Genomic DNA, 20,350 nt, shown 5'->3' on the forward strand with positions numbered 1-20,350 from the left:
CGACGACGTCGAGATCACGACCGCGCAGCCCGGCACGAAGAAGGTCATCGACGCCGACGCGGACGCGGACGGCGACACGGTCTCGCTGCCCGGCGGCGTCGACGTCGCGCGCGCGTCGCAGCAGGCCGCGACGCAGGCGAAGGCGCGCGGCCCCGTCCCGACGACGACCGCGCCGAACATCCCGGAGAAGGACCGCCCGCGCGTCGACTCCTCCGCCGCGATCGACTCCTTCCTCTCGATGGCGGTGGCGGCGAAGGCGACGGACCTCATCATCGCGGCGGGCCGCCCCGTCCTCCTCCGCGTCGCGTCCGATCTGCAGCAGCGCACCCAGAGCGTGCCCGCCGATCAGGTCGAGCGCATCGCGAAGGACATCGTGCCGGCGCGCCTCCGCGAGACGCTCGAGAAGGAGGGCTCGTGCGAGTTCGCGGTCGAGCACCTCACCCACGGGCGCTTCCGCGTGAACGTGTCGCGCCAGCGCACGGGCGTGAAGCTCACGCTCCGCGTCATCGCGAAGGAGCTGCCCACGCTCGCGTCGCTCGGCTTGCCCGAGGCGGTCGCCGCCGGCATCCGGCACGAGAGCGGCCTCGTCGTCATCGCGGGTCCCGCCGGTCACGGCAAGTCGAGCACGCTCGCCGCGCTCGTCGACATGCTCAACCGCGAGTCGGCGAAGCACGTCGCGACGATCGAGGAGCCGATCGAGCACGTGCATCCGCGGAAGAAGGGCTTCGTCAGCCAGCGCGACGTCGGCCTCCACACCCGCACGAAGGCGAAGGCCTTCCACAGCGCGCTCCGATCGGATCCCGACGTCGTCGTCGTGCACGAGCTCCGCGACGTCGACTCGGTGCGCCTCGCGCTCACCGCGGCCGAGGGCGGACGGCTCGTCCTCGGCACGATGAACGCGCCCGGTGCGGTCCAGGCGGCGGAGCGCATGCTGCGCATGTTCGGCCCCACCGAGCACGCGTGGGCGCGCGCCGCGCTCGCGTCGACGCTGCGCCTCGTCGTCGGGCAGCAGCTCGTGCCGAGCGCCGATCGCACCCGTCTCCACGCGGCGGTGGAGCTCCTCCCCGCCTCGGTCGCGCTCTGGGGCGCGATCAAGCAGGGACGTCTCCACGAGCTCGCGGGCGGGAAGGTGAGCGGGAAGGGCGTCGTCCACCTCGACAGCTCGCTCGCCGATCTCGTCCGCGCGCAGAAGGTCACGATCGAGGTCGCGCGGCAGTACGCCGAGTCGCCGGTCGATCTCGACGCGCTCGTCGCCGGGAGGAGAGGCTAGTGGCGAACATCGATCCGATCCTCGACGAGCTCGTGAAGCGCGGCGGGACCGATCTGCACCTCGCGGTGAACCAGCCTCCGCTCGGGCGCGTGCGCGGCGAGATCGCTCCGCTCCGCGATCAGCCCGTCACGGCGAAGGAGCTCGAGGAGATGTTGCTCGAGCTCGTGACTCCGGCGCAGCGCCAGCGCCTCGCCGCCGACCTCGATCTCGACCTCGCGATCCAGTTCAAGGACGTCGCGCGCTTCCGCGCCAGCTACTACGTGAAGCACTCCGGCATCGCGGCGTCGTTCCGCCTCGTGCCGGCGCGCGTGCCCTCGCTCACGGAGCTCGGTCTCCCCGAGGTGGTGTGGCGCCTCGCCGATCGCCGCAGCGGCCTCGTCGTCGTCGCGGGCCCGGCCTGCGCGGGCAAGACGACCACGACCGCGGCGATGGTCGATCACGTCAACAAGACGCGCCCCTGCCACGTGCTCACGCTCGAGAACCCGATCGAGTTCGTGCACGAGTCTCTCCGCGCGCAGATCACGCAGCGCGAGATCGGCACCCACGTCCCGACGTTCGCGTCCGCGCTGAGGAGCGCGCCGCGCGAGAACCCGGACGTCCTCGTCGTCTCGGACCTGCCGTCGACGGAGGACGTCGAGCCGGTGCTGAAGCTCGCGAGCGACGGCGTGCTCGTCCTCCTCACCGTGCCGGCGAGCGGCAGCGCGGGGGCGCTCCAGCGCATCCTCGCGGGTGTGTCGCCGGAGCGGCACCCGCGCCTCCAGTCGCTGCTCGCGGACTGCCTCGCGGGCGTCGTCGTGCAGCATCTCCTCCCCGGCGCCGGCGGCAAGCCGCGCGTCGCGGCGCACGAGGTCCTCGTCGCGAACGCGGCCATCTCCGCCATCGTCCGCGACGGCAAGTACACCCGCGTCGCCGAGGCGCTCGTCGCCGGCTCCCCGCAAGGCATGCAGACGCTCGACGCCGACCTCGAGCGCCACCTCGGGTCGGGCGCGATCTCCGCCGAGACCGCCCTCGACCGCGCCCTCGACAAAGAGGCCTTCGCCGAGGTCGTCCGCCGCACGCGCCCCGACCTCGTCGACTAGCCCTTCGCGACGCCGGCGCGGTCGAGCATGGCGTGGAGGAGGACGTTGCAGCCGGCTTCGATGTGCTCCGGCTTCGCGTCCTCGATCTCGTTGTGGCTGATGCCATCCTTGCAGGGGATGAAGACCATGCCCGCCGGCGCGAGGCGCGCCATGTACACCGCGTCGTGGCCCGCGCCGCTGACCGCTTCCATGTACGAGTAGCCGAGCTCCTTCGCGCCCCGCTCGACCGCGTCGATGCAGCCCTTCTCGAAGGGGCACGGGGCGAAGTAGCTCACCTGCTCGAGGCTGATCTCGAGCTTCGAGTCCGCCGCCGTCTTCTCGATGAAGGCGCGGATCTCCTTGTCCATCGTGTCGAGCCGCTCCTGGTCGACGTTGCGGAGGTCGATCGAGAACTTCACGCGGCCGGGGATGACGTTGCGGCTGTTCGGGAAGGTCTGGACGAAGCCGACCGTGCCGCGACCGTACGGCGGGTAGCGGTTCGCGATCGCGACGACCTCCTGCATGATGCGCGTCGCGACCTGGAGCGCGTCCTTGCGGAGCGCCATCGGGGTCGGGCCCGCGTGCGCCTCCATGCCGTTCACGACGCAGTCGTACCAGCGGAGGCCGAGGACGCCGGTGACGACGCCGATCGTCTTGCCCGCGTCCTCGAGCACCGGGCCTTGCTCGATGTGAGCCTCGAAGTACGCGCCGAGCGGGTGTTTGCCCGGCTCCTCGTCTCCGGCGTAGCCGATGCGACGGAGCTCCTCCTCGACCGATTTGCCGTCGACGTCCTTCGCCGCGTACGCGTGCTCGAGCGTGAACGCGCCCGCGAAGACGCCGGAGCCCATCATGACGGGGACGAAGCGCGAGCCCTCCTCGTTCGTCCAGAAGATGACCTCGATCGGCGCCTCGGTCTCGATCTTCTTGTCGTTGAGCGTGCGCACGACCTCGATCCCGGCGAGCACGCCGTAGTTGCCGTCGAACTTGCCACCGGTGGGTTGCGTGTCGATGTGACTGCCGGTGGCGATCGGCGCGAGCTTGGGGTTCTTGCCCTCGCGGCGCATGAACACGTTGCCGATCTTGTCGATCGTCACCGTCATCCCGGCCTGCTTCGCCCACGAGACGACGAGGTCGCGCCCTTGCTTGTCGAGGTCCGTGAGCGCGAGGCGGCAGACGCCTCCCTTCGGGGTCGCGCCGATGCGCGCGAGCTCCATCAAGGAGGTCCAGAGCCGATCGCCGTTGATGGTGAGCTTCTGCGTCATGGGTCGATTGTAGCGGGGATCGCGGCGGCGTGGAGGGCGTCGAGGCGGGCGCGAGCGCGGGCGATGCGGACCGGCGAGCCCGTCTTTCGCCCCGCGATGAGGAGGTTGTGCGGCGTCACCGTCGGCGCGACGAGCTCCTCGACGCTCGTCTCGTAGCCGGCCGCCTCGAGGCGCAGCGCGCGCTCGAGATCGACCAGCGACGCGGCGATGCGGCGGCGGAGCAGATCGTCCGCGACGTAGCCGAGCCCCTCGACCGCGGCGGTCGCGCGTCGCCGGAACGGTACCGCGTCGCCGTAGCAACAAGGCACCACCAGCACCGTGCGTGCGCCCGCGCGCGCGGCGCCGTCGAGCACGAGGTCGGCGGCGGGTCCACACGCGTGGAGCGCGACGACGACGTCGGGCTCCGGCGGCCACGCGTCCGCCGCCGCGACGTCGCTCGCGCGCACGTCGACCGGCACCTCACGTGTGAGCCGCTTCGCCGCCGCGCGGCACGCCGCGACGCGGCCCGCGTCGCGCTCGATGACGGTGAGCGCCCCCACCTCGAGCAGCTCCGCCGCGACGAGGCCGACGCTCGCCTTGCCCGCGGCCGCGTCGACGACGTGCGCGCCGCGGCGGACCTTCGCGATCCACGGCAAGAGCGCGTGGAGCTCGCGGCATTTCTGTTCGTCTTCCTTCCGCAGCCCCGCCCCCGGCGCGTCGATGAAGAGCCGAAGCACCGCCGCGCGCACGTCCTCGAGCGAGGGCGCGTTCACCCGCGCTCACCCCAGCTCGCCGCGGAGGCGCTCGCGCAGCGCGTCCACGTCCGGGATGCGCAGGCGATCCGCCTCCACGTCGAGCTCGAGGCCGTAGCGGCCGATGACGGCGAAGAGCGTGAGCGGCGGCGAGCCGAGCTGCGCCTCGAGGTCGGCGACGAGCTTCGACCACGCGATCGCGCCGTCCTCGCCCCACGCCAGCACGTGCATCAGCACCTGGTTCGCGATGCGCGCCGGCGAAGGAGCGTGCGCGAACGTCGCGCGGTGCGCGGTGTCGATGTCGCGGAACCGCGTCGCGAGCGACTTCAGGAGCGTCGCCATCCACGGCTTCAGCGCGGCGAGCTCCTGCTCGAGGACCTGCGACGTCACGACGAGGCACGTCGTCGCCTCCGCCGCGACGACGGTGGCGGTGCGCGCGCTCTTGGTGAGGATCGCCATCTCGCCGAACACGCCGCCGACGCCGATCGTGTGCAGCACCTGCGGGCCGTTGCCGATCTCCTTCGAGACCTCGCAGCGGCCCTCCACCACGATGTACGCCGCGTCGCCCTCGTCGCCCTCCGCGACGATGATCTCGCCCTCGGCGAAGGTCTTGCGCGGGAACTCGGCGCCGCCGCGCATGAAGCGGACGACGTCCTCCTTCAGCGCCGCGACGGAGGGGTAGCGATCGGCGGGGTCCTTCGCCATCGCGCGCATCACGATGCGATCGAGCTCGAGCGGCACCGCGAGCTCGCCCGCGATCCGGCGCGGGCTGATCACCTGCGCCGCCTGCGCCATCAGCAGCGTCTCGAGGCGGTCCTTCGAGACGTAGGGCGGGCGGTGCGTGAGCAGCTCGTAGAGGAGCGCGCCGATGAGGAAGACGTCCGAGCGCGCGTCGAGGGCCTTGCGATCGCCGCGCGCCTGCTCCGGCGACATGTAACAGGTGGTGCCGATGATCGAGTCGTCGGTCATCGACGGCGCGCCCGCCTTCGGGCGCTTCGACGGCGTGATCGCCTCCTCCGTCTTCACGATCTTCGCGATCCCCCAGTCCATCAGGAAGACCTGGCCGTACTCGCCGACCATCACGTTCGCGGGCTTCAGGTCGCAATGGAGCACGCCCTTCGAGTGCGCGAAGGCGAGCGCGTCGCAGACGCGGGCGACGACGTCGAGGAGCATGTAGAGCGTCGCGGTGTCGGGGACTCCGCGGGGGAGCGCGTCCGCGATCGCCTGGAGCGTCTTGCCCTCGACGAGCTTCATCGTGAAATAGAGCTGCCCGTCGTTGCCCTCCGCGATGTCGTAGACCGGCACGATGTGGGGGTGATCGAGGAGGCCGGTGAGCCGCGCCTCGCGGAGGAACATCCGCACCGACTGCTCGTCCGCGCGGAGCTCGGGGTGCAGCGTCTTCATCGCGACGCGGCGCTCGAGCGCGCGATCGACCGCGACGTCGATCCGGCCCATCCCGCCCGAAGCGACGCGGCCCTCGACGACGAGGCGCGTAGCCGGCTCGAGGCGCACGAGCTCGAGGATCGACTGCGGCGGCATCTCCGACGCGACGAGGACTTCGCGCGGGCGCTCTTCGGCGAGGAGCGCTTCATTCCCGTCCGGCGTGGTGTCGGAGATGAGGCCCTGCTGCACGGAGCGCGCGACGACGATCGTGTTGTTGGGGTCCGCGGCCTCTTGCTTCTTCGGCCGCACGGTCGGCGCGTCGAGCTCGTCTTCCTTGCTCATGATCGCCGCGCGTAGGTCGACCAGTCCGACCGCATCCCCTGCGCCAACATCATCGCCACGCTCATGATCGGCAGCTGCGAGTTTACCCCGATGCTCGTCGGCAGGACGCTCCCGTCGCAGACGAAGAGGTTCTCGACCGCCCACGTCTCGCCGGTCGGCTTCACGACGCCGTCCTCCTTCCGCGCCGACATCTTCGCGGAGCCGAGCGGGTGGAACGCCATGCACTCCACGCGGCCGGCGGGGACCTTTCCTTCGAGGAGGTAGTCGAGCTCCGAGAGCTTCTTCGCGGTCGGGGCGCCGAAGACGGGCGTGAGCACCTCCTTCGCGCCGGCGGCGAACGCCATCTTCGCGAGGATGTGGATCGCCTTGAAGAGGCGCTCGCGATCGCGCGCCGCCATGCGATAGAGCACGAGCGGCTCGCGCGAGATCCAGCGCCGGACCTGGCCGCCGCCGTCGTCGTGGACCATCCCGCCGAAGAAGGCGAGGTTCGGCATCTGCTTCACGAGCTTCCGGTGCGTGCGGCCGATGCCGGGGAACGCGGCCGCGAGCACGTTCACCGCGCTGTAGACGCCGTTGAGCCAGATGCCGTCGTGGAGGAAGTGATCGGTGTAGACGCTCTGGAGCGCGCCGTCCCAGCCGTCGACCTCCTCGTCGAAGAGCGCGCCGATGCGCACCGCGGGGTGGAGCGTCAGGTGGCGCCCGATGTGCACCGAGTCGAGGCCGCTCCTCCGGAGCAAGAGCGGCGTGTGCATCGAGCCGCACGCGACGACGACGACCTTCGCGCGCACGTCGAAGCGGACGCCGGGCTCGCCGGTGACGGCGTCGAGGAAGCGGCCGCGCACGCCGCGCGCGCGTCCGCCGGTGATGTCGATCCTCTCGACCAGCGCGTCGGACACGATCCTCGCGCCGCGCTCGACCGCGGCGGGGAGGAACGAGACGTCGACGCTCATCTTCGCGCCGTTGGGGCAGCCGAAGTTGCAGCGCGCCGCGCCCATGCAGCCCTTCGTGTTGCGGCGCATCGTCTTCATCGGGATGCCGAGCTTGTCGGCGCCCTCGACGAAGAGCTCCGTCGCGCGCGAGCGCATCCAGACCGGCACGTCCTCGACGTGGCAGATCTTCTCGACTTGCGAGAAGTAGGGATCGAGCCCCTCCGGCGTCATGCGATCGAGGCCGAGCGGCCCGCTCCAGACCTCGAGCACCTCCTCCGGGATCCGGAAGCACACCGCGCCGGTGAGCACGCTCGAGCCGCCGACACATTTCCCGGCGAGGAGGCTGATGAGCGGCGTGTCGCCGAGGCCGAGCGCGACCGACATGCCGGCCTCGCGCGAGAGGCGCCGGAACGAGTGCGACGGCGTGAGCGCGCCGTACTCCTCGGGCGTGTAGTGACCGCCCTCCTCGAGGACGAGCACGCTCCGCCCGTCGCTCGCGAGCTCGCGCGCGAGGACGGAGCCGCCGGCGCCGGACCCGACGACGACGACGTCGACGCTCGCCGAGAACGGCGCCGTCTGCTCGCGCCCGCGGAGGACGGGGAGGGTCAAGGCCGCGCCTCGTTCGCGACGTTCGCGATCGGGAGCGACGCCCCGCGCTTCCAGCGCTTGCGCTCGGGGCCGGGGTATCCGATCGCGCGCTGCTCTTCCTCCTCCTCGTAGAAGATCATCGTCATGATCGTCTTGTAGGCGACGACGAGGAGCGGGAGCTGCCGCACCTTCGAGTGCTCGAGCCGCTCGAGGTGCGCGAGCCGATCGTCGACGCTCATCTCGTCGAAGGTCCGGAAGCGGAAGAAGAGGAGCGGCGACCACCGGATGACGACGAGCATCAGGACGAGGCCGAAGCGCAGCGTCTTGCTCGCCGGGCTGATGAACGCGTCGACGTCGTCGACGAACGCGTCGAGCCGCTCGGGCGCGACCTCGCCGTCGGGCGAGAACATCGCCTCCGCGAGCGCGCGCACGACCGGCCGGTGACCGGGACGCAGCGTCGTGCGCGCGTAGTCCTTCGTGATCAGGCGAACAGGCTGCGGCAACGTGCCCAAGTATAGTAGGTTGCTGGTGGCCATGGTGGGTCGGGTCGTCGTCGTCGTGAGCGTGTTGCTGCTGCCCACCGCCGCATGCAAGACCTCGTCGCGCGCCGCCTCTACCGTGACGCCCACCGTCGCCGATCCGTACGCGGGGGCGAACTGCGCGGCGGTGCGGGCGCCGCGGGAGCCCGAGCTCATGGCGTGGGACGCAGAGAGCCGGGCGCAGCTCGACAAGCTCCGGCGGCGGGGCGTCGTCGCGGTTCGGTACCAGGCGAAGGGGTGCGAGGTCGAGCTCGAGCTCCTGCCGGGCTGCGTCGGGCCGAAGGACCGATACGTGTATTCTCCCATGAGCTCGGCGGACACGCGGACCGCGCGCACGATCGACGAGCTCCTCGCCCAGCTCCCCGTCGGCGCCTCGAACCTGTCGATGACGCTGGGCGGACCGCGCGTCTTGCGCGCCGACTACAAGCTCGTCGGCGCCGCCGCGCTCCCGGTCGGCAGCACGATCACGGAGTACGACCTCGTCGGCCTCGATTGCAAGAAGGCCACCCACGTCGTGAGCGCGGTGTACGTCGGCGGCTTCGCGGTCGCGCAGGCGTCCCCGAACGCGACCGACAACGTGTTCTCCGGCGGCGGCGAGGCGCTCACGCGCGAGGGCTTCGCGCCGATCTGCCAGCGCGCCGAGGCGGAGGGCGTCGAGCTCTCCGGCTGCTCCGCGCCGCTCCGCGTCGCGCTCCTCCCGCTGAACGGCGAGGCGCCGCCGCCGACGTGCCCGGAGGGCTGGACCTTCGACGGCAAGCGCTGCGCGAAGGACGTGGTCGCGGAGACGCTCTGCTCGACGTGGGGCGGCGCCGAGGACGGCTGCACGCACGCCGATCCGGACGCGGGGGCGGGGGAGGAGCGCGTCTTCGACGCCTCCACGGTGGAGCGCGTCGTCCGCGAGAAGAGCCCCCACACGAAGCGCAACTGCTGGGAGGCCGCGCCGGCGGGCCTCCGCAAGCTCAGCGTCACGATCTTCACGACGTTGAGCCCGGACGGCAAGGTCGCCTCCGCGGAGGCGCAGGGCATCACGGCGGAGGGCAACATGGACACCGCGAACGTCGTGGCGCGCTGCATCGCGAACGACGTGATGACCTGGGAGTTCCCGGCTCCGGACGCGAAGGTCACGTTCCAGCTCCCGTTCCACCTGCTGCGGCAATAGCTCCGAACGCGTCGGGATTGCATCGAAACGGACGGCGGACCCGTCTACCCTGGGCTTCGTGAGCCGCTTTCTTCGGTGGTCGCTTGTCGTCTTCGTCGTCCTTTGTGCCGCGTGCGCGAAGAAGCCGACGATGAAGGTTCATCACGCGGAGATGGCCGGCGTGCAGGTCGGCTTCCCGCCGAGCCTCGCCGTCCAGATGACGGTCGTGCTCGACGTCACGAACCCCAACAGCTACGACGTCGCGGTCCGCGCGATGCGGGGGAACGTGACGTTCATGGACCGCTACACGCTGCCCATCAACTGGTCGCCGGGCGGCGAGGGCGTATGGCTCCCGGCCGATCGCACGACGCAGGTCCGCGTCCCGACCGCGATCCCAATCGACCTCGCGCTCCAGCTCACGCGCGAGGCGATGACGGGGGTAGTGAAGTACCACGTCGTCGGCAAGGCCGACGTCACCGCGACGCGCACGCTGAAGATCGAGAAGGACGACTACGAGGTCGACGAGAGCGGCTCGATCGCACGCCAGCAGATCGAGGCAAGCATCGCCGCGCTGGGCATCCCGTTCATGCGCTGAGGCTTTTCTTGTTCGAGAGGGCTCTGCCCTCTCGAGCTCTCCCGCCGGGGGTTTCTCCGCGCGCGGGGCGCGCTCCGACGCCCCCGGACCCCCGCAGAGGGGCCTGCCCGCTCCCTCTCGAGCTCACCCGCCGGGGGGTTCTCCGCGCGCGGTGCGCGCTTCGACGCCCCCGGACCCCCGCAGAGGGGCCTGCCGGCTCTGCCCTCTCGAGCTCACCCGCCGGGGGTTTCTCCGCGCGCGGTGCGCGCTCCGACGCCCCCGGACCCCCGCAGAGGGGCTCTCGAGCTCCCTCTCGAGCTCACCCGCCGGGGGTTCTCCGCGCGCGGTGCGCGCTCCGACGCCCCCGGACCCCCGCAGAGGGGCCTGCCGGCTCTGCCCTCTCGAGCTCACCCGCCGGGGGTTTCTCCGCGCGCGGGGCGCGCTACGACGCCCCCGGACCCCCGCAGAGGGGCTGCCGGCTCTGCTCTCGAGCTCACCCGTCGGGGCCTCTCCGTGCGCGGGGCGCGCTCCGCCCCCGGAGGCCCGCAGAGGGGCTCTGCCGGCTCTGCCCTCTCGAGCTCTCCCGCCGGGGGCCTCTCCGCGCGCGGTGCCGCCGCCGAGGGGCGCTTGTTCGAGAGTGGGTGCTCGCGCGGGGCTCCGCCGCCCGAGACGGGAGCCCGCCGCGAAGCAGCTGAGGGCAATGCAACCGCCGCGGAGCTCGAGACGGGAGCCCGCCGCGAAGCAGCTGAGGGCAACCGTCCCCGAGACGGGAGCCGCGAAGCAGCTGACGGCAATGCAACCGCCGCGGAACCCGAGACGGGAGCCCGCCGCGAAGCAGCTGAGGGCAATGCAACCGCCGCGGAACCCGAGACGGGAGCCCACCGCGAAGCAGCTGACGGCAACCGTCCCCGAGAAGGCAACCGCTCCGGACCCCCGAGACGGGCGGCGACCGCCGCGAACCAGCTGGTCGGTTTCGCGCGTAGCTCGCTGCGCAGTGGTCAAATGGTTCAACCACTTGCAAGTGGTTCGATGACTGGACCGGAACTCGCATGGTCGGGGAGCGACGATGCGGCGTTCTCTTTTCTCCAGGCTTTTCGTGTTTCTTGCCGTGGTTGGAGGGGTGGGGACCGCGCGCGTCGCGGCGGCGGCGGAGGAGGAGGCCAGCTGCGCGGTGGACAAACACGAAGGCTTCTCCGACGCGGACGCCGATGGCGTGGAGCAGATCGTCTGCCGCGCGGTGCGCGAGGCTGGGCGGAGCGGGCGCTTCCGCGTCCACCTCGGCAAGCTCGGGTCGAAGGTGATCCTCACGCTCGTCGAGCGCGCGCCGGACGGCGACCGCGACGAGCAGGTCATCCTCTCGGGCCTCGACGAGGTGAGCGTCGCGGCGCCGCGGCTGGTCGAGGCGAGCGCGGAGCAGAAGCCCGTCGCCGAGACGGTGACGGTGAACAACGTCGTCGGTGAGGAGACGCGCACGCCGAAGAAGCGCGCGTCGCACGTCCACGCGTGGATGGGCATGATCGGCGCGGGCGGCGCGGGCGCGATCGGAGCCGGCGCGAACCTCGCCATCTCGGCCGGCTCGGAGCGCTGGTCGTTCGTCGGCGATCTTCGCCTCGCCGGCGACGCGTTCAACAAGCCCGCGTCGGTCGCGGGCGCGATCGTCACGCTCGGCGCGGTCGACGTCGCGCGTGACGGCGACGCCGACTTCTCGTACGCGAGCCTCACCGGCGGCGCGCGCCACCACTTCGCCGGGACCGACTTCTCGCCCTTCGCCGGGCTCGGCCTCGGCGTCGACTTCATCGCGCGGAAGCAGACCGTGATGCACCACGGCGGCTACGTGAGCGAGGACCTGAAAGGGAAGGCGGGGCTCGCCGGCTACGCCGAGATCGGCCTCGATCTCATGCGCACGCACGTCGTCGGCGGCGCGATCACGCTGCGCGCCGACATGCCCGCGTTCGCGGTCGAGGAGCGGAAGCCCGACCCGACGAACGATCGCCGCTACCTCCAGCGCTCGACCTACAGCCCGATCTTCTCCGCCGGCTTCGCGCTGCGCTTCTGAGCTCCAACTCCGCTTTCGATCTCCAACGTCGAGGAAACCACGTCGAATGAAGCCTCTCGCCCTCTCGCAGAAACTCGCCGGCGCCGTCGCCGCGAGCGCCACGCTCGTCGCCTGCACCTCCGGGTGGGGCGCGTACGACAGCCCCGACTACGGCTACGGCCGCGGCGCGTCGACGAGCAGCAGCGGCTACTTCGTCGTCGACGGTGGCGCGCGCGGCAACAAGGACACGTACCTCGACGCCGGGATCCGCGCCGAGTGCATCGACTGGAGCGGCTTCGGCGGTCGCGGCTGCTTCGACTGCGAGCCGCAGACGAACGACGAGCTCCTCATCGCGTGCACCGACGCGCGCTACGAGGAGTTCGACGACGAGACGCGCATCGCCGGTTACTCCGCGGCGACCCCGCGTCCGGCGCTGCCGCCGCGCGGCCCCGACCTGCCGCCGTTCGTCGGCGACCATCCCTCCGAGCCGGGCGAGCCGCTCCCGCCCGCGCCGCCGTGCCCGATCTCCACGAAGCCGAACCCGGTGATGGTGCTCGGCGCGACGGGCTTGCCGTTCGAGACGATCGCGCGCGCGATGGGCTCGGCCGCGACCATCTTCTACGCGGAGCGGGGCTCGTGCGAAGGCGTCGCGAGCATGCTCATCGGCGAGCCGAAGCTCTCCGGCGAGATCGTCTACTTCGACGCCGACGGCACGAAGAACCGCTGCACGCTGAGCGGCGAGCACCCCGCCGACGTCACGACGTCCGCGCTCTTCGCGACGACGTGCGCCGGCGAGTCCGGCCTCTCCGAGCAGCTCACGCTCCCCGCCAACGTCGAGGACTACGTCGGCCCCGCCAACACCGTGATGTTCACGGTGCCGGCGACCGCGCGCGAGCGCGCGATCAGCGCCGCCGCGGCGTACAAGGTCTTCGGCTTCGGCGCGGGCTCCGGCGTCGCGCCGTGGACGAACGAGGAGCTCGTCTTCCGCCGCCGCGCGAGCTCCGGCAACCAGCAGACGGTGGCGCTCTCGCTCGGCCTCCCGCCCGACGCGCTCCGCGGCCGCGACGCGAACGGCTCGAGCAACATGCTCGCCGCGATCCGCACGTCGCCGAACCCGCAGGCCACGATCGGCTTCAGCTCCTCCGAGATCGTCGACCCGAACCGCGACGTCCTGAAGGCCCTCGCGTACAAGCACTACGTCCAGCCGGTCGCGTTCTACCCCGACAGCGATCCCGCGAGCTTCGATCGCCGCAACGTGCGCGACGGCCACTATTACATGTGGCTCCCGCTCCACGTGCTCGCGCGCACCAGCGCCGGCGAGCCGATCGCGGTCGCGAACCCGCACCTCGATCCGACCGGCGCGAAGAAGTCGGCGCGCGACGACACCGTGCGGCGCCTCGTTTACGTGATGACGAGCCGCCAGGAGCCGCCGGTGCGCTCGGTCGATCTCTTCGGCGCGCTGAAGCGCACCGGCAACGTCCCGCAGTGCGCGATGCACGTCCAGCGCGCGCGCGAGGCCGCGCCGCTCGAACCGTACACCCCGACGTCGCCGTGCGACTGCGCCTTCGAGGCCGCCGCGCCCGGCGCGACGCCCCCCGAGTGCAAGCCGTGCGCGTCGAGCTTCGACTGCGCCGGCGACCGCCCCGTCTGCAGCTTCGGCTACTGCGAGGGGGCGCGCTAGTTGGCCTTCGCGGCCTTGGCGCGCTCGCGCTCCTGGCGCTCGAGGAACTCGTCGTAGGTGCCGCCGAAGTCGAGGATGTCGGCGCCCTCGCCGGGGGCGCGCGGGCGGAGCTCGACGATGCGGGTCGCGAGCGAGCTGACGACGTGGCGGTCGTGGCTGACGAAGACGATCGTGCCGTTGAACAGCTTGAGCCCCTCGAGGAGGCCTTCGATCGACTCGATGTCGAGGTGGTTCGTCGGCTCGTCGAGGACGAGCACGTTGTGCTTGAGCACGATGAGCTTCGCGAGGAGGAGGCGCGCGCACTCGCCGCCGGACATCGTCGCGGCCGCCTTGAGGCCGGCCTCGCCGGTGAAGAGGAGGCGCCCGAGCGCGGCGCGGATGTTCTCCTGCGGGGCCATCTTGTCCCACTGGTAGAGCCACTGGAACGCGTTCATGCCGGCGGCGGTGCGGTTCAGCGCTTCGTGCGTGTCCTGCGCGAAGTAGCCGACCGACGTCTCGTGGCCCCACTTGACGACGCCGTCGTCGGCCTTGAGGCCGTCGAGCTTGGTGTCCTCGTCGAGGCCGGGGAAGCCGCCGATCATGAGCTTCAGGAGCGTGGTCTTGCCGACGCCGTTCGGGCCGATGACGGCGATCTTGTCGCCGCGGTTCACGTGCAGGTTCGCCTTCTCGAAGACGACGATGTCCTTGCCCTTGTCGTCCTTGAAGGTCTTCGAGAAGTCCTCCATCCGGCAGACGTCGCGGCCGGACGGCTTCTCGAACTCGAAGCGGACGAAGGGGCGCACGAGCGACGAGCGCTTGGGACCCTTCGTCGCGAGCTCCTCCTTCAGCTTGTCGATCTGCTTCACGCGCGACTGCGCCTGCTTGCTCTTCGACGCGTGGGAGCCGAAGCGCTGCACGAACTCCTGGAGCTCGGCGACCTTCTTCTTCGCCGTCGCCGCCTGCGCCGCGGCGCGCTGGTTGTTCTCGTACTTCGCGTCGACGAAGTCGGCGTAGTTGCCGGTGTAGACCGTGATCGTCTGGTAGTCGACGTCGGCGATGTGGGTCGCGACCTCGTTCAGGAAGTGGCGGTCGTGGCTGACGACGACGAGGGTGCCCTTGAACTCGTTGCAGAGGAAGCTCTCGAGCCAGCGGATCGACTCGAGGTCGAGGTGGTTGGTCGGCTCGTCGAGGAGGAGCACGTCCGGCCGGCCGAAGAGCACCTGCGCGATGAGGACGCGCAGCTTGTAGCCGCCGGCGAGGGAGCTCATCTTCGACTCGTGTTTGTCGATCGGGATGCCGAGGCCGACGAGGAGCTCCGCCGCCTCGCTCTCGGCGACGTAGCCGTTCTCCTCCGCGACGATGCCCTCGAGCTCGCCGAGGCGGATGCCGACCTCGTCGGTGACGTCGCCGGCGAGGAGCTTCTCCTTCTCCTGCATCGCGTCCCAGAGCGCCTTGTTGCCCATGATGACGGTGTCGAGGATGCGCTCGTGCTCGTACTCGAAGTGGTTCTGCCGGAGGACGCCGAGGCGGAGCTTGCCCGGGATCGTGATCGACCCGGTGTCGGTGTCCTCGTTGAACTCGAGCATCTTGAGGAGCGTCGACTTGCCCGCGCCGTTCGCGCCGGTGAGGCCGTAGCGCTTCCCGGGATCGAACTGCATCGAGACGTTCTCGAAGAGGATCTTCGGACCGAAGCGCTTGGTGACATTGTCGAGGACGATCAAAGCGTGCTTCTCATAGCACGATCGTCGCCGCGCGTGGCCCGCTACTCCACGACGCAGCCGCGGCGAGCGTCGACGTAGCGAGCCTTCGCGCCCCAGAAGCCGATCGCCTGCGCCTCGACGCGCTTCTTCTCGTGGTCGATCGTGAGCGTGCGGACGTTCGGCACCTCGCGCGCCCACTCGCGGCAGTACGCGTCGTCGCGCTTCATCACGAAGACGCACGAGCACGTCATCTTCGCCGAGTACACCGTCAGCAGCTCGAGGTCGTTGTCCTCGTAGCGGCTGCACGCCGACGCGCCGACGACGAGCGCGGCCGCGGCGAGCGCCAGCCCGCGCTTCACGGCTCCCCCGTGAGCGCGAGCGCGAGCTTGAAGAAGCGGTTCACGTCGAGCGCCTCGTCGTCGCGATCGTCGCCGCTCCGGACGATGACGAGGTCCTTCGAGGGGATCACCGCGATGTACTGGCCCCAGTGGCCGATCGCTGAATACGTGTCTTCCGGGAGATCCGGCCACGGCTGCTCCGCGACGCCGGGGAGCTTCCGGTTGAGCCACAGCTGCCGCCCCTGCTGATCGGTCGCCCCCACGTCGTGGCGCTTCCGGAGGAACGCCTCGCTCGGCGTCGTCGCCTGCGCGATCCAGTCCTCCGGCAGCATGCGCCCGTTCTCCCAGCAGCCGTCGTTCAGCATGAAGAAGCCGAGGCGGCCCCAGTCCTCCGGCGGCGCCCACGAGTAGGCGCCGCCGACGCGGTGACCGGCGAGGTCCTGCTCGATCGTCATCTCCTTGATCCCGAGCGGATCGAAGAGCACCGTCCACGGGTAGTCGTCGCCGAAGCGCGGGCGCATCGCGCGATCGACGGCGCCGCCGAGGAGCGTCGAGTCGCCGGTGGAGTAGCGGTACGCGGCGCCGGGCGCGTCGGAGCGATCGTGCTCGAGGACGAAGCTCGCCATGTCGCGGTGGCCCTCGCCGTAGAGCATCGCGACGACGCTCGAGTCCTGGCGCGAGCCGTCGTCCTCGTAGTTCTCGGCCCAGTCGAAGCCGGAGGCGAACTCGAGCAGGTGCCGCACGGTGAGGTCGCAGCGACGGCCGAAGTCGGGGAAGAAGCGGCACATCGAGTCGTCGATCGCGAGCGCGCCGTGGGCGACCGCCATCCCGGTGAGGAGCTGCGTCACCGTCTTCGAGACCGACCACGCGAGGTGCGGGTTCGCGGCGGTGAAGCCGCGCCCGTAGTGCTCGTAGAACACGGCGCCTTGATGGATGACCATCAGCGCGTCGGTGCGGATCCCCTTCCGGTCCTCGTTCGCGCCCTCGAGCGTGAACATGTACTCCTCGAGCGCGCGCACGCGTTCGGGGAAGAGGCGCGCCGTCTCCTCGGTCCGCCGCGGGAACCCGTTCGTCGGCCACGCCGCCCGCGCCGGACACGGCGCCGCTTCCGCCGCCGCCGGCGCGACACAAACGAGCGCGACGGCCAGGAGCACCGCCCTCATCGGAAGTGGATCTCCGCGCCGAGGGTGGCGGCGCCGCCGGTCGCGAGGCCGGTCGCGAGCGACATCAGCATGAGGTCCTTCGGCTCCGCGACCCACGTCTTCGCGAGGAACGAGCCGGCGAGGACGAGGACCTGCGCGCCGAGCGCATAGAGGTACGGCTTGACGAAGCCGCTCCGCGCGCCGTCGCGGCTCCGCTCGAACGAGAGCGCGCCGGCCGCGATCGCGGGCGGGAGCGCCGCGGCGAGGAGCACGGCCGGGAGCGCCGACGTCAGGAGGCTCGGCGACGACTCACCGACGAAGCGCGCGCCGGTGTAGACCGCCGGCGAGAGCAGCGTCGTCGTCCCCATCGACACCGCGAGCTCCCGCGCGATCGACGCGCGCGGCGGCTCCGCGTTCGCGCGGGACGCGATGGCGCTGCATACGAGCATGGTGAACAGCATCGGACGTAGTCGCAAATCGGACCTCCGTGGATCAGCGTCTCGGGCGCCGCGGCGCCGGCTTCGGCGGCGGCTCCTCCTCTTCGTCGTCCTCTTCCTGGTACGGCTTGAGCTGCTCGTCCGAGACGCGCGGCTTCCACCACGTCCCCGGCGGCTCGACCTCCTCCTTCGACTTCGGCTTCGGCTTCGCCTTCACGGGCGGCGGCGAGTCCGCGTCCGCGTCCTCGTCCTCGTTCGTCGTCTCCTTCTCTTTCGGCTTCGGCGCGCGCACGTCGCCGGCGAGGTTCTCGTACTCCGGATCGCCGAAGGTCGGCTTCCGGTCGCGGAAGAACCGCTCGAAGTTCACCTCCACGCCGATCGCGAGCACGTGCGAGAAGGCCGCGTAGTCGCCGTTGTTCACCGGCGGGAGCAGGTTGCCGTCGCCGTCGACGTTGTCGCCGCCCTTCGCGCCGTTGTTGGGGCGGAGCTCGCCGTCGGTGACGGTGCGCGGGAGCGACGCGACCGCGGCGTAGGCGAGGTTGATGCTCCACGGCCCGTGCTTGAAGCCGAGGCCGGCGGTGCCCGCGATCTTCGGCAGCGTGTTCGAGTCGAGGCGCGTGTACTTCGGCTCCGTCGCCGAGCTGTCGAAGAAGGCGCCCGCGCGGAAGACCAGGATGTTCTCCGCCGCGGCGTCGTCGCGCGCGTCGAGGGCGTAGTTGTAGGCCCCGCCGACGCGGACGCCGAACGTGTCGTTCCACTTGTGGAGGCTCTGGATCGTGGTGACGTCGCCGGTGCCGAGCGGGTCCGCCGTCTTCACCTGCGGGCCCGGGTCCTGCGCCGATCCCCACGTCTCGTAGGTCAGGTTCAGCTCGACGTCCCAGAGCTCGCGTTTCTCGGCCTCCGTCTTCTCCATCGTGACGTAGCGGCCGCCGAGGCGGACGACCCACGGGAGATCGAGCGTGGTCCCCGCTGTCGTCGGCTCGCCGAACTCCTTCGACGCGCCGATCTTCGCGGTCGTGCTGCCGTTGATGTTGATCGACACCGGCGAGCGCACCTGGAGGCCGAGCTGGATCGCCTCGTTGACGCGGAACATCGCGCCGAGCGCCGCGCCCGCGCTCGTGCCCTTGCCGGTGAAGCGGCCCTCCGCGTCGCACGGCCGGTACTCGGGGTTCTTGCACGCGCCGCCGCCGGAGTCGGCGTACGCGATCGCCATCTGGTTCACGTCCGCGACGGCGAGGAAGGCCGAGACGCCGATGTCGAGCTGGTCGGTGACGCGGTACGCGGCGCCGAGCGTGGGGAAGAGGAGGAGCGACTTCGACTGCACCGCGTCGTAGCGGCTAGGGGAGGGGAGGCCGTTCACGCCGAGCTGGAACGTGCGCCCCGTCGCGGCGGGGCCGAAGACGCCGAGCCCGAAGGTGAGGCGATCGAAGACGCCGAAGTCCGACGACGCGACGAGCATCGGCAGCGTGAACGACTTGTTCTTGTCCTCGACGAGCGGGTACTTGCGGCCGCCCCACGGCGTGAGCGGATCGGTCGAGTCGTCGGCGTACTCGCCGGCGCGCTGGAACGTCATCGTGTTGAAGTGGTTGTTCGCCGTGATCTGGAGCTTCGTCCCGCGCTGCCGCGCGAGCCCCGCGACGTTGTAGTAGAGCGCCGTCGCGTCGTCGGCCTTCGCCGTAAACGTCGCGCCGCGCCCAAGCGCCTCCGCCCCTTGATCCGGCATCTCGTCGATCCCGCCGGCGGCGGCGCGACCCGACACCAAGACCATCACGAGGACGGCCGTCGTCGCGAGCCCCCAACTGAAGCGAGCACGATGCAGAAAACGCGTCTTCGCGTTTTCTGCATCGTGCGAGCGGGGTGCAGGGGCAGAGCCCCTGCGTTGAATATTCTCAGTTGCAGCCGGCGGTGCCCGGGGGGACCTTGCTGCAGGGCGCGCAGAGCTCGCCGTCGTCGCAGTCGCCCTTGATGAGCCCGGCGAAGGCGCCGCCGGTCGTGACGCTGCAGCGCGAGAGGCAGATGCCCTTGATGAGACCGAATCCGGCCTTGCAGGAGCGCGGCTGCGCGAGGCCGACGAACTCGTTGGGAGCACAAACCGGAGTCTCGCCGGAGCACGTGTCCTTGCCAAGGCTGCTCGCGTTCTCGCCCGCCGCCTCGGTCGGGACGCAGCGGCCGGTGCCGCCGCAGCACTGCGCGAACGTCTTCGGCGGATCCTTCGGCTTGTCGCACGAGGCCTGCGAGCACGCGCCGGTCTCCTTGCCGGTGCGCGGATCGAAGCAGGGCGCGCAGAGCTCGTCGGCGTCGCAGTCCGCCTTCGGGAGGAGCGCCTTCTGCGCGCCGATCTCCGGGATGCCGACGTTCGAGCAGCGACCCTCGAAGCCGCCGGTCGACTTGCACGTCTTCGGCACGTAGCCGCCGCCGCGGAGCACCGACTTCTTCGGCGCGCACACGCCAGCTTTGCACTTCGCGAGCTTGCCCGCCTGTTCGCCGACGAGGCTCGCGTCGACGCAGAGCATGTTCGAGGTGCAGTCTTCCTGCTTGAACGACTCCGCGGGGAGGATCTCCTCCTCCTGCGGGCACTTGCCGATCGGGTCCGGCGTGCCGTTCGACGACGAGCCACCCGTCCCGCCGCTGTCGCAGTTGCCGCCGCCGCCGAGCTTGCAGAGGCCGGTCTCCGCCTTCGTGACGGGGTGCGCGCACGGGGCGCAGACCTGGTCGCCCTCGCACTGGTCCTTCGTCGCGCCCTTGAGCATGTCGTAGTTCGCGATGACGTCCTTCGCGAGCGGCCAGAAGCAGCGGCCCTCGGAGTTGAGGACGCCGGTGCACTTCTTCAGCTCGATCTTGGAGCCGCTCTTGACGAGCTCCTCCGGGACGCACGCCGCCTCGCCCTTGCAGTCGGCGGACTCGAAGGTGTCGGCGAAGTTCGCGAGGGTCGCCTTCGGGACGCAGCGGCCCTTCGATCCGGACTTGGTGCCCTTGCACGCGGTGAGGCTCTCCGGGTCGACGCCCTTGATCTCGGAGGAGCAGGAGGCGGCCGAGTCGTCGTCGTCCTTCGCCGTCGACGCGCCGTTGACGTCGCCGAGGTCGCCGTACGGGTCGACCTCGCCGCACGCGACGACGGTGACGAAGAGCCCGCACGCCAGCGCCGCCACCGTGTTCCGCATGGTGGGGGCTCTCGCAACGGTCGTGCCCGCTCGCTTCGCCGCAAAACCTCGGGAAACTGGGGA

17 protein-coding genes are annotated in these 20,350 nt (G+C 70.9%); 6 read left to right on the forward strand and 11 right to left on the reverse strand.

The window, feature by feature from the left end:
• Both tadA (KF837_10945) and tadA (KF837_10950) read left to right on the forward strand, forming a co-directional pair.
• Positions 1 to 1,270, forward strand: a 1,270-nt coding sequence (tadA, locus tag KF837_10945) for a Flp pilus assembly complex ATPase component TadA (GenBank protein ID MBX3227826.1), incomplete at its 5' end; no start/stop codon positions are given.
• Positions 1,270 to 2,349, forward strand: coding sequence for a Flp pilus assembly complex ATPase component TadA (gene tadA, locus KF837_10950; protein ID MBX3227827.1), 1,080 nt, complete (start codon positions 1,270 to 1,272; stop codon positions 2,347 to 2,349). The genes tadA (KF837_10945) and tadA (KF837_10950), both read left to right, overlap by 1 nt.
• Here tadA (KF837_10950) and KF837_10955 read toward each other — a convergent pair.
• The 5 genes from KF837_10955 to KF837_10975 are packed head-to-tail and all read right to left on the reverse strand — an operon-like array spanning position 2,346 to position 8,066.
• Positions 2,346 to 3,590, reverse strand: coding sequence for a Zn-dependent hydrolase (locus tag KF837_10955; GenBank protein MBX3227828.1), 1,245 nt, complete (start codon positions 3,588 to 3,590; stop codon positions 2,346 to 2,348). The genes tadA (KF837_10950) and KF837_10955 overlap by 4 nt on opposite strands.
• A complete protein-coding gene (locus KF837_10960; GenBank protein MBX3227829.1) occupies positions 3,587 to 4,342 on the reverse strand; it encodes a methyltransferase in 756 nt (251 codons plus the stop codon). Before KF837_10960 ends, KF837_10955 begins: the two co-directional genes overlap by 4 nt.
• Positions 4,343 to 4,348: 6 nt before the next feature.
• The gene (locus KF837_10965) at positions 4,349 to 6,046 is read right to left on the reverse strand and encodes a protein kinase (GenBank protein MBX3227830.1); all 1,698 of its coding nucleotides are present in this window, start codon (positions 6,044 to 6,046) and stop codon (positions 4,349 to 4,351) included.
• Positions 6,043 to 7,584 carry a GMC family oxidoreductase gene (locus KF837_10970; GenBank protein MBX3227831.1) on the reverse strand — a complete coding sequence of 514 codons (1,542 nt, stop codon included), beginning with the start codon at positions 7,582 to 7,584 and terminating at the stop codon, positions 6,043 to 6,045. The genes KF837_10965 and KF837_10970 overlap by 4 nt, the downstream gene beginning before the upstream one ends.
• Complete coding sequence (locus tag KF837_10975; GenBank protein ID MBX3227832.1) at positions 7,581 to 8,066, reverse strand: hypothetical protein; 486 nt, start codon at positions 8,064 to 8,066, stop codon at positions 7,581 to 7,583. The genes KF837_10970 and KF837_10975 overlap by 4 nt, the downstream gene beginning before the upstream one ends.
• A 31-nt stretch (positions 8,067 to 8,097) precedes the next feature.
• Here KF837_10975 and KF837_10980 point away from each other — a divergent pair, with 31 nt between their 5' ends.
• The 4 genes from KF837_10980 (at position 8,098) to KF837_10995 (ending at position 13,530) form a co-directional block, all read left to right on the forward strand.
• Complete coding sequence (locus tag KF837_10980; GenBank protein ID MBX3227833.1) at positions 8,098 to 9,261, forward strand: hypothetical protein; 1,164 nt, start codon at positions 8,098 to 8,100, stop codon at positions 9,259 to 9,261.
• A gap of 58 nt (positions 9,262 to 9,319) precedes the next feature.
• Positions 9,320 to 9,835 (forward strand): hypothetical protein, encoded by a 516-nt coding sequence (locus tag KF837_10985; GenBank protein ID MBX3227834.1) that lies wholly within the window; start codon positions 9,320 to 9,322, stop codon positions 9,833 to 9,835.
• A gap of 1,099 nt (positions 9,836 to 10,934) precedes the next feature.
• Positions 10,935 to 11,870, forward strand: coding sequence for a hypothetical protein (locus KF837_10990; GenBank protein MBX3227835.1), 936 nt, complete (start codon positions 10,935 to 10,937; stop codon positions 11,868 to 11,870).
• 46 nt (positions 11,871 to 11,916) lie between these two features.
• Complete coding sequence (locus KF837_10995) at positions 11,917 to 13,530, forward strand: hypothetical protein (GenBank protein ID MBX3227836.1); 1,614 nt, start codon at positions 11,917 to 11,919, stop codon at positions 13,528 to 13,530.
• Here the strand turns inward: KF837_10995 and KF837_11000 are convergent.
• From KF837_11000 to KF837_11025, 6 genes are all read right to left on the reverse strand, one after another.
• Entirely contained in the window at positions 13,527 to 15,230 is a 1,704-nt protein-coding gene (locus tag KF837_11000) for an ATP-binding cassette domain-containing protein (GenBank protein MBX3227837.1), read from the reverse strand. The genes KF837_10995 and KF837_11000 overlap by 4 nt on opposite strands.
• 41 nt (positions 15,231 to 15,271) lie before the next feature.
• Positions 15,272 to 15,568, reverse strand: coding sequence for a hypothetical protein (locus KF837_11005; GenBank protein MBX3227838.1), 297 nt, complete (start codon positions 15,566 to 15,568; stop codon positions 15,272 to 15,274).
• Positions 15,565 to 16,710 (reverse strand): serine hydrolase, encoded by a 1,146-nt coding sequence (locus KF837_11010; GenBank protein ID MBX3227839.1) that lies wholly within the window; start codon positions 16,708 to 16,710, stop codon positions 15,565 to 15,567. Before KF837_11010 ends, KF837_11005 begins: the two co-directional genes overlap by 4 nt.
• Complete coding sequence (locus KF837_11015) at positions 16,707 to 17,138, reverse strand: hypothetical protein (protein ID MBX3227840.1); 432 nt, start codon at positions 17,136 to 17,138, stop codon at positions 16,707 to 16,709. Before KF837_11015 ends, KF837_11010 begins: the two co-directional genes overlap by 4 nt.
• A 43-nt stretch (positions 17,139 to 17,181) precedes the next feature.
• Positions 17,182 to 18,885 (reverse strand): outer membrane protein transport protein, encoded by a 1,704-nt coding sequence (locus tag KF837_11020; GenBank protein MBX3227841.1) that lies wholly within the window; start codon positions 18,883 to 18,885, stop codon positions 17,182 to 17,184.
• A 130-nt stretch (positions 18,886 to 19,015) separates the two neighbouring features.
• Complete coding sequence (locus KF837_11025; protein ID MBX3227842.1) at positions 19,016 to 20,287, reverse strand: hypothetical protein; 1,272 nt, start codon at positions 20,285 to 20,287, stop codon at positions 19,016 to 19,018.
• Positions 20,288 to 20,350 lie beyond the last annotated feature (63 nt).

This window comes from Labilithrix sp. (genome assembly GCA_019637155.1).
Lineage (GTDB): Bacteria > Myxococcota_A > Polyangia > Polyangiales > Polyangiaceae > Labilithrix.